Below are 13,744 nucleotides of genomic sequence, written 5' to 3' on the forward strand. Positions count from 1 at the left end.
AGTTGCTCCCTCTCGTGAATTTCGGATACCTAACCGCGGGCGAACCCGGGCCAGCACTTCATCGACGTGTTGCTGCTTGCGATACTCGAAAACGCGCCCATCCGAAGGCGCAAAATGCTGGACGGCCGCAGGCCGATTGGCCGTGAGATGCCTCTGGATGCGTCCGCTGGACGGCACCGACGCGCAACGAAGCCGCGTCGCATTACCCGACAAACGGATCAGACACAGCCACACCCACCAGCCTCACCATGGAATGCCATCGACTGGAATATCCCCAAACCACCTGCCGGCATCGGCGATGGATTCCGCTGCGACCCTGTTGCCTGAACTACGTAGCCGCCTATGCCACCTGGAAACCAGGAAACCGGATATCCGCCTTACTTCCCCATCACCGCAGCGGTTATCCGGCTTGCATTCACTGACATCGGCAGCGCCCTCCCCCTGTGACAACGCTTGAAAAACTATCATTGATCTGAAAGGGAAGTCAAAACGCAATGCAATATTTCACCAACAATTGCATGTTAAATAACTTTAGTAGAAATTTCATCAACTTACATGTATTAGTCGCATTATATTTCGAAAAAGAATCACGGTTTCGCAATTTATTTCGACAATGACAATATGTCATATGCGGTCATCATCAAACCAAAATGACATATCCTCGATATGTCCATGCAACCGCTGTCATCCGCATGCCGCGCACCTGGAAGCGTGGCCGGCGAACAGGGACGCACCTGCTCGCGGGCGACAGGGCTTTTGACGAAAGGCCCATCGCCTGCAAGCGAGCCACCGGATTGGGGATGTCGCCGTGGGCAGCAGTCGATATCCTTCGTGCCGCTCCCATCCACGCCGCCCGATGGCACCGGCTGCTACGACATGCCGCAGGGGCGATCCCGTCACTGGCTTCACCAGCCAACTGAGGAGTGTGTGTTGACAGTTCCAACCCTGCAGGACGTCGCCATGCATGCCGGCGTCTCGGCGAGCACGGTCTCGCGTGTGGTCAGCGGCAAAGCCGTGGTGAGCCAGCAAACGCGCGAACGCGTCCTGCGCGCGGTCAAGCAGCTCGACTATCGCCCCAACCTGTTTGCCCGCGGCCTGGGCGGCGCGCGCTCCCACACGATCGGGCTGGTGTACAACAACCCGAACGCTTACCTGGTGGTCGCCGCGCTGCAGGGCGCCATCACGGCGTGCGACAACCTCGCCTTCGCACTGCAGGCGCATCCATTCGATTCGATGGAGCCGAGCCTGCCGGACAAGCTGATCGGCTTCGCCACCAGCCATGGGCTCGCCGGGCTGGTACTGACGCCGCCGATTTCCGAACGCGCCGCCGCCATTGCGGCGCTGGTCGAACATCACGTGCCCTATGTCCCCGTGCTGTCCACCACCGTCGATCCGGGCGGCTCGATGCCTTACGTATACATCGACGACCGCAGCGCGGCCTATTCCATCACCGAGCACCTCATTCACCTGGGGCACCGGCGTATCGGGTTTCTCAAGGGCGGCCCCAACCACCACGCCAGCAGCGAACGCTTCGATGGCTATTGCAAGGCCCTGGAGGAATACGGCATCCCGTTGCAGACCGAGCTCGTCATAGACGGCGATTACGTGTTCAGCGACGGCTTCCGCGGCGCCTGCCGCCTGCTCAGCCTCGATGTTCCGCCCACCGCGATTTTCGGCTCCAACGACGAGATCGCGGCGGGCGCGCTGGCCGCGGCGAGTTCGAGCGGCCTGCAGATTCCGTACGACATCTCGATCGCCGGTTTCGAGGACAGCCCGTTCTCGCGCCATTCGTGGCCACCACTCACCACGGCACGCCAGCCCGCCGAATTGATCGTCGAACGTGCCACGCGGCTCTTGATTGCCCAGATCTGCGACGGCAAGGTCGAGAGCGTGCAATTCAAGCCGGAACTGGTGGTGCGCGGATCGACCGCGCCGCCGCGGCGCAAACCCTGACGAGCGTCGATTGCATTTCCCTTGCCCATCCACCACGACACCTCCATCCGCAATCTATGGCACCCTGCCCGTGGCAGACACAACGTTCCAACCGCGCAGTTGCACCTGCGCTCCTGCAAGGCTGCCCCCCGCGTCGATCGATATCTCGATTTCGCGCGTGCCACCCGGCACCAGGTCGATGTAGTTGTCCGAGTAATACGCCGGCAGGATGCGCTTGCCCTGCGCATCGACCAGGGTGAGCTTGGCGCCCAATACGACCTGCCGGCCCGGATTGGCCAGGGACACGCGCAAGCGCCCTGGGCCATCGCCCTGGACGGACCATCGCAGTGCCTGCGCCGGAAGCTGGTCGAGTTGGCGCAAGTCTTCCGGCTTGGCCGCCGTCCAGTAGAAATTGCGTGACAGCAGGTGGCCATCGTCCGCGTGCAGGGCCAGCGCGACGAACACCACGCCATGCGCGTTCACCATGGCATCGAGCGCCGGGCCGCCGTGGACGGGCGTGGTGGCCACCGCAGCCGCCTCCACGGGTCGGGTGGCATGCGCGAGCAGGTGGCCGTCGAGCGCATAGGCGTCGATGTCGAGCTGTGCGCCATGGATAGCCTGGGTGGTGTCGTCCACCACCATGATCTGGCGATCGGGCAGGTTCATCTGCACGTGCACGGGTTCGGACGCATGCTTGACCCCGTAGTACGAGGCCTGGGTGTCATAGTCGTGGCTGTAGACCTGCCAGGTGGTGCTTGGCCACGCCGGGTGGCTCATCCATAGCAGGCGACCACTGTTGCGGGTCCACAGACGGGCGTTCATGCCTTCGAAAATGGCGCGGTAACTGACGTAATTCATCAATTGCGCCTTCCGCTCGAAATCGGCCAGGCTGGTGGGCGCGCCAAACTGGTTTTGCATGGCGGCCATGAAACTGGCCACGTCGCCATTACTTGCCTGGTGCCAATCGTGGTAGGCCCAATCGTCGCTGATCGGCCACTGGTCGGCCGCGGGCATCATCGCCTCGAATGCCTCCAGGGTCGGAAACGAGGGCGTGCCGACCTCGACCGCGAAGCCCTGCGACAACTGGGTGAAATACTGCTCGGGCGGCCGATAGTTGTAAGGCCCGCTATCCCACAGGTTGATGCGGTTGGAGCTGGGCATGTACAGGCGGGTGCCATCGAGTTTGGCAATGGCCTTGTCCAGCAACTGGTTGAGCAAGGGCTGCGGCACGCCTTCGTTGCGCCCAAACCACAAGGCAATGCTCGGATGGTTGCGATAGCGGCGGATCACGTCCTCGGCATTGCGCATGAACAGCGCATCGTCCATCGGCTCCAGGTTGTAATCCTGGGTGGATTGCCAGAAATCGTTGAATACCAGCATGCCGTACCGGTCGGCGAGGTCGTAGAACGCCGGCTCGGTGCTCTGGCCGACCCAGTTGCGGATGACGTTGAAATGCGCCTGTTGCTGCAGCTTGAAATAGGGCTCCAGCCGCGCACGCGAGGCGCGCTTGATGAAGTCGTCGGTGCCCCAGCTACCGCCCTTGACGGCAATGCGCACGCCATTGACGCGGATCGCCAGGTACGGGGACAGGCGATCGTCCTGCAGCGGCTGCACGGCCGGCGACTGTGCGGCGCCGGGCAGCAGGGAGTAGGCCCAGGCCGTGGGCGTGCGGTGGATGCCCTGATGGGTGACGTCGAGGATGCGTTCACCCGGCTCGCGCGTGCGATCGGGCGTGACCAGCACGCGATCCAGGTTGCCGGCCTGGTCGAACAGCGATAGCTCGTAGCTGATCTGGCGGATGCCGAAATCCAGCGCACGCGCATCGGACACCGCGCCATCGGCAGTGAAATCCAGGGAAAGCCGGTACAGGTACGGATCACCGTAGCCATTGGGCCACCACAGGTGCGGATCGTGCACGTCCAGCTGCGGCGCGTTCGACGGCGCGAGATGCACCACCGTTCCGCCTGGCGGCACGGTCACCGCGCGCTCGATGCGGACGTCGCCGAAGGCGGCATGCAGCGTGCCGTTCACCGACTGCGTGCCCGGGTTGTCCAGCGGTACGTCGATATCGACTTCGGCGTGGCTCAGGTCGGGCAGCGGCAAGCGGGTCACCACGTGCGGATCGCCGATGCGGACGGCGCCGGTCGCATGCAGGGTCACGTCCTGCCACAGGCCGGTGTCGCGGTCGCGGATGGCCGGAATCCAGTCCCAGCCTTCGCTGGCAATGAAGGTGGGGCCATCCAGTGCCTGCATGCCGCCGTTCGGGCCGGGACCGGCGGCCAGCGATTGCTCGTGCGCCACGCCGGGATCCGGCGGCGGCGACATGCGCACCGCGATGGCATTGGCCTGCCCCGGCTTCAGCAGGCTGGTGACGTCGAAGCGGCCACGCACGAAGGCGCCACGAATTTCCCCCACGCGCTGGCCGTTGACCCACACCTCGGCGGCGTAGTTGATGCCGTTGAAGGTGAGTTCCAGGTGGCGTCCGGCGAGCTGCGCTGGGGCATCGAAACGGGTGCGGTACCACCAGTCGTGCTGGTGCAGCGATTCCGGGATGGCCATGTTGTTCAGGCCGTACGCGGGGTCGGGGTAGATGCCGCGATCCACCAGCGTGGTCAGCACGGTGCCCGGCACGGTCGCCTGCAGCCAGGCCTTGCCGGAAACCTTTGCCGTAGGCGCCGACAACTGCGCGCCATCGGCATGGCCGAGGTCGGTGGCGGACGCCAGTTGCCAATCGTCCAGCACCCACGTATCCGACCCCTGCGCGCGCAGTGCCGGTTGCGCCGGCGCCGCCACGGCCACCGGCCTGGAGAATGGCGCGCGGCTGTGCGGCAGGGTGCTGGGCTCCTGCGGCACCACCTGGCCGCCCATCTGGCGGGTTTGTATCGGCCAGTCCTCCGCCGCATTCACGAACTGGATGAGCGCTGGATCAGGCGGCGTCTGCGCCTGCCGGCGGATGCTGGCGGCATCCTCGGCGTCGGCGCACAGGCTGAAATCGGCTACCTGGCCACCAAAGTGCGCAGCGGCAGGCCACGGCTGCTGCACCGGGGCGATACCCATCTGCGCCGATACGGTTTCGGCGGGCGCCGATGCCGCATCGACTTCATGCCCATCGAGATACAGATGGAAGCGCCCTTGCCGCACCACGGCGGCAACGAACTGCCATTGACCGGGGCGCAGGGAGGCCGTCGATACCGTGGCGTGGCCGTGCCCCCACCAGAACGCGAGGTGACCGGCATCGGCCATGAAATAGCGCGCCGGTCCATCGACAGCGCCGTAACCGGCAAGCAACTGGCGACCCGCAGGCAGGGCGAGCGGCCGAACCCAGGCCGTGGCCGACCAGTCGGCCTTGGTCGCCAGCACCGGGGCATCCATCGGAAGCTTCTGGCTGAAGCCGACGCTGCCGGCCATGACAGACACGTTCCACGGGCCGTAACGGGTGTCGGCGCGGCCGCAGCCAGGCCAGCACGCCAGCAACAAGGCCACCCATCCACAAGCAAGTGCGCCGGAACGGACATGTCTCGACATCAATCTCCCCTTTTTCGATTGCCAACCCGATCCCACGGTGTCCGGCAATTGCATCCACGGGCATTCGGTGGGACGGGTCGCCGCAAGTGCAACCCGGCCATACCCGGATACCCCTTTCCCCAAGCGACGAATCAGCCAAGCTCACCAGACGGCCAGACTTCCTGTGGAACAAGCCGGAGCCTCCGGACTACCCCCTCCGAACGACCCGTACCACACAGGAATCATCACGATCCAATCGCCCCTTAGTCTCTGAAGGCGAGGACGATGACACATCGGGCTGCACGTCCCAGGCAGGTCGATATCCATGCCGGATTTAGATCGATCCATATCGACGCTACTCTCACTCAACAATCAATACACGTTGCAATGCAACATGAGGCAAGCGCGCGTTCGGCGACGAACCGCGCACGGCGATCCCTGTCGCTCAATTGCGCTCGATCGGCATGGAGCCCGCCGCCGCATGCCCATTGCTTTTGCCGTTGCCGATCACGCGCACATGCAGCACGCGGCTGGAGCCTGTCATCAATTGAAGGGCTCTTCGTGGAAACGTGTGGGTAATTTTGCGGTGCTGAGCCACGCCCAGCCGATGTAGCGCAAGGCTTGGCCGCCCTTCAAGGTGGCGCGGAAATCGGGCACGCTGAGGCGATGGCTACCTCGATGAAGCATCCACGGCGTTTGCTGGACGCCTATCGATTTCCCGGCTTTCGCCCCTTGGTGGGCGTCAAGGGTGTGTTCGGCGACCCGAAGGCGCGTGTCGTCATGCTCGTGCGGCGGGAAACCACAAAAAAGCCCCGGCCGAAGCCGGGGCGCGGGGCAAACCCGACCTGAGAGGGATCAGTCGAGCTTGTAGTCGAACGTGAGGAACCATTCGCGGCCGGTGTATTCGTCGGCGGACTGGTTCGTCGGGACGAACTCGAAGCCACCGGAGTAGTACGGGATACCTGCGATCTTGTTGAACAGGTTGGACACGGTGAGGGTGATCTTGGTCTCCGGGTTGATCTGCCAGCCGATCGCGGTGTTCCAGGTGATCCACACCGGAACACGACCCAAATACGTGGTGTCGACGACGGGCACGCTGTTGCCATCCTGCTGCACCGTACAAACGCCGGTGCTGTAAACGGTGCCGCTAGCCGCCGTGGCCGTGGTCATGCCCGGCTGGACGCCGTTGGGCAGCACATTGCAACCGGCGTAGTTGTTGGCGCGCACGCTGCCGACACGCACACCGGAGAGCGACACGTTCCAGTCACCCTTGTGCCAGTTGCCGATCCACGTGACCCGGCTCGCCGGATTCTGGTAGCGGGTGTTCAACAACGGGTCGGAGGGCAACACGCGCGACTTGTACGAGAGGTTGTCGGTGTAGTTGATGCTGGTGGTGAAGTCGCCGTGATCGTCGGTATGCAGCTTGTAGTCCAGCGAGGCATCCACACCACTCACGTACAACGAAGCCTGGTTGATCGGGTGAACCTGCTCCGCGGTGATCTGGCCGGACGCACTGCGCTGGACCAGGCCGATCACCATCTGGCAATACGCCGAACCCTGCACGTGTGTCGTATACGGCGACAGGCCGGAGGAACCGTTGGGCTGCAAGCCGGTAAGGCAACCAGCCTCGTCGTTCAGCACGGTGGCCGGATCGAGGTACTCGATGGCGTTGTCCACGCCCATGTGCCAGTAGTCGGCGGACACCGACAGGCCCTGCACGCCCGGCACCTGCCACACGAAACCGTAGGTCCAGGAGTGGCCGGTCTGCGGCTGCAGCGTGCGACCGCCCTCCGTGGTCAAGGTGTAGTACTGCGAGACGGGGCGCTGCACGGTGGAGCACCACGTGCTGTTGTTCACGCCAGCCTTGATGGCGTTGATGCACTGCAAGGGGTCGTCATAATCGCCAATCGGCGAGGTGGAGCTTTGCAGGTAGATCGCCTGCATGTCCGGCGCCTTGAAGTTGGTGCCGTAGGTGCCGCGGACCAGCAGGCCGTCATACGGGCGCCATTCGAGGCCGGTCCCCCAGGTGCGCGCGATGTCGGCGCTGCTGGCGTCGTGGTACTTGTCCAGGCGGCCGGAGATGGTCCAGGTCAGCGAATCCAGCACCGGCACGCGGAACTCGGTACCCAGCGAATAGCGCTGGCGGGTGCCGCCGCCGGTGAGGTACGCCCCGAACGGGTTCTGGAAGGTGCTACCGTCGGCGCTGCGCGCGTCGGGCGAGAGCATGAAGCTGTTGTCCGCGGCTTCCAGTACCGCCGCCCAGCCCACCGGCTCGTCCACCCACGGGAACTTGAACAGGTCACCGTTCACGCGGAACTGCGCCTGGTTCAGCGACGACGACGCGGTGTTCTCGCCATTGACCGCGAACTGGCTGTATTGCTGCGGCGTGATGGGGTTCCACCACTGCTGCCAGTTCATGGCGTAAACGGGGATGGTGTTGCCATTGCTGTCAGTGGTGCTGCCCTTTTGCGGACCGAGGAAGAAGTTGTTCATCGCCGCGGGGGCGATGCCCGTGTAGTCCTCGCGCACGATGTACTTCTGGCTGTTGAGGTTCAGATCCCAGTTGAAGTTGCCGCTGAACATGGTGCCGCGCAGGCCGGCCGTGAGGTTCCAGTTCTGCTCGCGGTCGTGGGTGTTCGCCGCGCTGTTCATTTCCTGCGCGGTCAGCTGGCGGACGGCGTTGTTGATGACCTGCCCCGTGGTCTGGTCGTAGAACTCGCCGGTGCCGTAGGCGGGCAACTGGGTATTGGAAATGCCCACCGTGTCATACAGGGCCGCCGAGCCGTAGAGTTGCAGGTCGTCCTTGAAGTCGTATTCGCCGGACACGTAGCCGTTGTTGCTGCGGCTGCCCGGGGTCAGTACCCAGTTCTGGAATATGGCAGGCTGCGAACAGTAGTAACCGTTGTTGGTCACGCCGGTGATCTGGGTGCCATTGGTGTTGACGCTGTGCGACTGGCTCAACTGCGAGTTGGTGAACTTCCCGCAGGTGCCCGCGGGTGGCGTGATGTACTGGCCCGAAGCGTTCTGCGCCATGAGCGCAATGGATCCGGCAGAGTCGTACTGATAGCCGAACATGCGGTCAGCCGGCCCCCAGGCGCCATAGCCTGCATCGGATACCGAGTCCTGGTACGGGCGGTCCATGCCCCACAATGCCGTGCGGTTGGATTTCTCCACGTTGTAGAGGATGTGCCAGTTGTCGCCGGACTTGCCGCCGAAGAAGTTGACGTCGCCATAGGCGCGACCACCGCGCTCGGCGCCACCGCCGGTCACCTGCAGATCGTCACCCTGGTAGTTCTTCTTCAGGATCACGTTGACCACGCCCGCCACCGCGTCCGAGCCGTAGATCGACGAGGCGCCGGAGGCGAGGATTTCGACATGGTCGATCATGCCGGTGGGCAGGTTGTTGTAGTTCTGGAAATTGCTCTGCTTGCTCAACGGCTGCGGGTAATCCACCACGCGATGGCCATCGATCATCAACAGGCTGAAGCCCGGCCCCAGGCCGCGCAGGTTGACCGAACGCGCATTGACCGAGGTGGAGCCCCAGGAAGCCGGGTCCTGCACCTGCGGGCCCACCTGCGGCAGCGAATCCAGGAATTCCCACAGCGTGGTGAAACCCTGCTGCTTGATCTGCGCGCCGGTGATGGTGACCACCGGGGCGGGCCCCTCGACCTCCACGCGCGGGATCATCGAGCCGGTGACGGTGACCGCCTGCAGCTTCACCGCCTTCTTCTGGTCGGGAGCCGTGGACGACTGGGCGCTGGACGATGTCGCCTGGGGTGTGTTGGATTGATTGTCGCCCGATGCGGGCGTGGTCTGCCCGTAGGCGACCAGCGGCGACAGCAGGGCAATGGAAAGCGCACTCACGAGTGCGTTGCGACGCAGTGCGATGGCATGACGCATGGAAACCCCTCCCTCAAACGTGTTTGTTGTATTGGCCGCTGCCGCAGAAGCTGACGGGACACCCCTGCACCCGCCCAGCTCCGGTTGATTCGAATCCGTTGCCTCGACTCGATTGAATCGTGTCAATCCGCAGCGGGATTCCTGCTGCCGTGGCCCGTGGAATCCCGCATACCAGCCTGCCTTCCCCCTGCCTTCCCACGCCGGCTGAAATCCGTGCCGTTATTTAGATCGATTCATATTTGAAACTATCACTCACCCATGAACGATGCAAGCCGCATTGCAATATGGCGACACGGTCGCCCGCGGCACCGCCTCCCTGCCCGCAGGGAGAGGGCGCGTCAGTTGCTCTCGATGGGTTTCACTTCGTCGTGGAAGAGCCTCACCGGTCCATCCAGCGTGAGCGCCAGCACGGTGACCTCGGGGTCCAGCGTGGCGGGCGGCACGGTGATGTAGAGCAGGCCCGGCACCTGGCTCCAGTACGGCTTGCCCACCACCTGCGTGTCCAGCGTGGTGCCGTTGCCGACCACGCGCGCGTGCAGTACGCGGTTCATCAGCCCTTTCACGAGCACCGGGCCGTTTGGCCGGCCGTCGAGGAACAGGTACAGCGTGCTGCCGTCCTTCGACAGCGTGCTGGCGCCGGCGTAGTAGTCGCGCGGGATGCCGGCTTGGGTGCCGTAGATCGCCTCGGCGCTCTTGTGCGTCCAGCGGCCGATTTCCTTCAGCGTGTCGACTTCCTGCCCGGGGATCGTGCCGTCGGCGCGCGGGCCGATGTCCAGCAGCAGGTTGCCGCCCATGCTGATGGTGTCGGCGAGGATGCGGATCAGCTGGTCGGCGCTCTTGAAGTGGTGGTCGTTCGGCTGCCAGCCCCAGGAATTGTTCATGGTCATGCACAACTCCCAGTACTTCTGGGGCGGCGGCGTGATCGGCACGCCCTGCTCCGGCGTGGCGTAATCGCCGTAGCCCGCGAGGCGCGAGTTGATGATGGCCATGGGATTGCGCGCCAGCAGCATCTCGCGCACCTGCTTCGCGTGCCACTCCTCGGCACTGTGCTCCCAGTCGCCGTCGAACCAGTACAGGTCGGGGTTGTAGCGCTGCGACAGGTCCTTCAGCTGGCCCTGGTAGTACTTCACGAAACGGTTCCAGCGCGCGGGATCGGCCTTGGCGTCGTAGCGCGACTCGGTCTTGGTGAAGCCCGGATAATCCGGATACGACCAGTCGATCAGCGAGAAGTACAGGCCCACCTTGACGCCGTCCTTGCGCAGCGCCTGCACGAACGGTCCCACCAGATCACGCTTCGCAGGCGTGTCCTTCACCACGTTGAGGCCCTGCGCGGTGTCCCACAGCGCCACGCCGTCGTGGTGCTTGGTCGTGAGCACCGCATAGCGCGCACCGCTTGCGCGGATCAGGTCGGCCCAGGCCTGCGGGTGGTAGTTCGCCGCGGTAAAGCCCTTGAGCTGCTGCATGTAGTGGTCGTAGCTGACATAGCCGTCGTAGAACGACCACGACTCGTCGATGCCGTCCACCGCGTAGATGCCGAAGTGGATGAAGATGCCGAACTTCGCATCCGCGAACCACTGCATGCGCTGCGCCTCGGTGGGCGTGGTTTCCGCGGGAGTTGCCGCGGCGGCTGGCGCCGTGGCGTGCGCGGCGAGGCTGGTTAGCGCGCAGGCAAGCAGTAAACCGAATCGTTGCATGTTGATCACCAGCTCATCTCCGACACCTCGTTCCTTCGGAAGCGCTCTGCTGCACGGAGTATTTCGCCACTGCCCTTCTCCCCTCTCCCCCCGGGAGAGGGGACGGGGGAGAGGGTTCGGTCTCGCCGCAACGCCTCGCTCCGCCCGAACCCTCTCCCGCCTGTCGGCACCCTCTCCCGAAGGGAGAGGGTCTCACCCGTCGGCATTTGCGCGGATTCGAGTCGCCCGGTTTCGTTGCTCAAGGCCAATGTCCTTGGCCTCAAGCCTTGTCCCCCATGGTGGCCAGATGGCCGAACGAAGGCGGGCGGTCTTCCGCCGCGGCGCCGAACTTCTTGTTCGGCTTGTCGCCCATCTCGAACACCAGCGTGCCGCCGGCGGCGATTTCCGCATGGCTGATCCAGCTCTTCGACCACGGCTTGCCGTTCCACGTCACCGACTGGATGTAGGGCTTTCCCGGGCCATTGCCGCGCGTCTCGACGACGAGCTTCCGGCCTTCGCCCACCGTCACCTCGCCGCGATCCACCAGCGGGCTGCCGAACACCCACTCGGCGCTCACCGGATCCACCGCGTACAGGCCCAGCGCGCTCAGCACGTACCACGCCGCCATCTGGCCGCAGTCGTCGTTGCCGGCGATGCCGTCGGGCAACGGCGGGTACATGGTTTCCAGCAGCATGCGCACGCGCGACTGCGTCTTCCAGTGCGCGCCTGTGTAGGCGTAGAGATAGGCCACGTGGTGGCTGGGCTCGTTGCCGTGCGCGTACTGGCCGACCATGCCGGCGATGTCAGGCGGCGCGTCGGCAGGCAGCTCGGAGCTGGTGGTGAACAGTTCATCCAGCTTGCGTTCGAACGCCGCCACGCTGCCGAACATCGGCATGTAGCCGTACAGGTCGTGCTGGTTGAGGAAGGTGGCTTCCCACGGGTTGGACTCGGTGAAGTCGCGCCACTTCTCGAAGTGCCCCATTTCGCGCGGATCGAACGGCTCGATCCACTTGCCGGCGCTGTCGCGCGGGCGCATGAAGGTGAGCTTGGTGTCGAACACGTGGCGGTAGTTGCGCGAGCGCTTGCGCAGCGTCTCGGCATCCGCGTGCTGCCCCACGGCATCGGCGAGGCGCGCCATCGCCCAGTCGTCGTAGGCGTATTCCAGCGTCTTGCTGACCGCCTCCCCCTCCTTGTCGCTGGGGATGTAGCCGAGCTTGCGGTAGTACGGGAGGCCACGCCAATCGTCGTCGAAGGCGCGCTTGCGGAAGACCGGCCAGGCCTTGTCGAAATCGATCCCGGAATAGCCCTTGGCCTGCGCCTCGGCCAGCAGCACGATGGAGTGGTAACCGATCATGGTGCCGGTCTCCACGCCCTGCAGCGGCCACACCGTGGGGCCCTGCGGACTCTCGTTCGCCTGGCGGATCAGGTCGTTGGCGAAGCCCGGGATGCGCTCCGGCTGGAACAGCGTGTACAGCGGATGCAGCGCGCGGTAGATGTCCCAGAGCGAATACGTGCTGTAGGTGTGTTGCCCCTGCGGCAAGGTGTGCACCTTGAGGTCCATGCCGCGGTAGCGGCCATCGACGTCGCTGAACAGCGTGGGTGCGACCATGGTGTGGTAGAGCGAACTGTAGAACGTCTTCAGCACCACGTCGGACGAACTGTCGATGCGGATGCGCGAGAGCTCCTGTTCCCACTGCTGCGCGGCTGCGCGCTGCACGCGCTCGAAATCCCAGTCGGGCAGTTCCGTTTCGAGGTTGCGCAGGGCGCCGTCGATGTCCACGGCGGAGAGCCCCACCTTGACCAGCAAGGGCGCTTTCGCAGCGTCGTCCAGGTGCAAGGCGACCTTGAGGCTGTTGCCCTTGGCCTCGGTCGCACCGGCAGGCAGCGGTTTGTCATCCGAATACAGCCCGGCATGCGAGAACGGCCGCGACAGCTTCATCGCGAAGTAGATGTAGCGGCCGTCGGCCCATTCGTGCACGCGGCGGCCGCCGACCAGGGTGTCGTTGCCGACCAGGCGCAACTCGGCGTCGGTGACCTTGCACGGCGTGTCCGGCTTGTCCTGGTAGCCGTGCGCGAAATCGACCAGCAGATGGCCGGGGCCATGCTTGTGGAAGGTGTAGCGGTGCAGGCCGGTGCGCAAGGTCGCGGTGAGTTCGGCGAGGATGTCGTGGTCGGTGAGGCGCACGCGGTAATAGCCCGGCACCGCCTGTTCGGAACCCTTGTCGTAACGCGAGCGATAGCCCTTGCCCGGATGCGCCACCACGTCCGCCGTGAGGTGCGGCCCGTGCGCCGCGCCGTCGAACTTGGAGTAATACAGCTCGTCAGGCAGGCCGCGTGCGCCGGCATCGAGCAGTACCTCGCCCTGCGCGGGCATCACCAGCACGTCCAGCATGTCGGCGCCGCCGGTGCCGCTGAGATGGGTGTGCGAAAAACCCATGATCGAACCATCGGCCTGGTGGTAGCCCGAGCAGGCATCCCAGCCGGAGTTGTTGGTGTCGGGCGACAACTGCACCATGCCCCACGGCAGCGTGGGGCCGGGGTAGGTGTGCCCGTGGCCGCCGGTGCCGACGAAGATGTCGACGTACTTCGACACGTTGTTTTTCGGCAGGCTGGACAACGACAGCGCATCCGCACCGCCTTGCCTGTGCGTCGCGGCCAGCGCGCCGCGCGCATCGAGACCACCAAGCAGCGTCAATGCCGTTGTGCCTTGCAGGAATCGTCTACGGGTCACCATG

6 protein-coding genes are annotated in these 13,744 nt (G+C 64.6%); 2 read left to right on the plus strand and 4 right to left on the minus strand.

Annotation, left to right across the window (positions count from 1 at the left end):
- Positions 1 to 876 precede the first annotated feature (876 nt).
- Positions 877 to 1,953 (plus strand): LacI family DNA-binding transcriptional regulator, encoded by a 1,077-nt coding sequence (locus ABQJ54_RS13195; RefSeq protein WP_437343353.1) that lies wholly within the window; start codon positions 877 to 879, stop codon positions 1,951 to 1,953.
- 54 nt (positions 1,954 to 2,007) lie between these two features.
- Here the strand turns inward: ABQJ54_RS13195 and ABQJ54_RS13200 are convergent, their stop codons facing one another.
- Positions 2,008 to 5,511: a glycosyl hydrolase 2 galactose-binding domain-containing protein gene (locus ABQJ54_RS13200; RefSeq protein ID WP_437343354.1), complete on the minus strand. Its 3,504-nt coding sequence runs from the start codon at positions 5,509 to 5,511 to the stop codon at positions 2,008 to 2,010.
- A 603-nt stretch (positions 5,512 to 6,114) separates the two neighbouring features.
- Between ABQJ54_RS13200 and ABQJ54_RS13205 the strand changes: the two genes are divergently transcribed.
- Positions 6,115 to 6,285 carry a hypothetical protein gene (locus ABQJ54_RS13205; protein WP_367854775.1) on the plus strand — a complete coding sequence of 57 codons (171 nt, stop codon included), beginning with the start codon at positions 6,115 to 6,117 and terminating at the stop codon, positions 6,283 to 6,285.
- Positions 6,286 to 6,291: 6 nt separating this feature from the next.
- Here ABQJ54_RS13205 and ABQJ54_RS13210 read toward each other — a convergent pair whose 3' ends face one another.
- The 3 genes from ABQJ54_RS13210 to ABQJ54_RS13220 all read right to left on the minus strand — a co-directional run bounded on the left by ABQJ54_RS13210 (position 6,292) and on the right by ABQJ54_RS13220 (position 13,743).
- On the minus strand, positions 6,292 to 9,336 hold the full coding sequence (locus ABQJ54_RS13210; RefSeq protein ID WP_367854776.1) for a TonB-dependent receptor plug domain-containing protein: 3,045 nt from the start codon (positions 9,334 to 9,336) through the stop codon (positions 6,292 to 6,294).
- Between the two features lie 338 nt (positions 9,337 to 9,674).
- Positions 9,675 to 11,030, minus strand: coding sequence for an alpha-L-fucosidase (locus ABQJ54_RS13215; RefSeq protein ID WP_367854777.1), 1,356 nt, complete (start codon positions 11,028 to 11,030; stop codon positions 9,675 to 9,677).
- A gap of 259 nt (positions 11,031 to 11,289) precedes the next feature.
- The gene (locus ABQJ54_RS13220) at positions 11,290 to 13,743 is read right to left on the minus strand and encodes a GH92 family glycosyl hydrolase (RefSeq protein WP_367854778.1); all 2,454 of its coding nucleotides are present in this window, start codon (positions 13,741 to 13,743) and stop codon (positions 11,290 to 11,292) included.
- Position 13,744 lies beyond the last annotated feature (1 nt).

The sequence above is a fragment of the Rhodanobacter lycopersici genome, assembly GCF_040812335.1.
Taxonomy (GTDB): domain Bacteria; phylum Pseudomonadota; class Gammaproteobacteria; order Xanthomonadales; family Rhodanobacteraceae; genus Rhodanobacter_A; species Rhodanobacter_A lycopersici.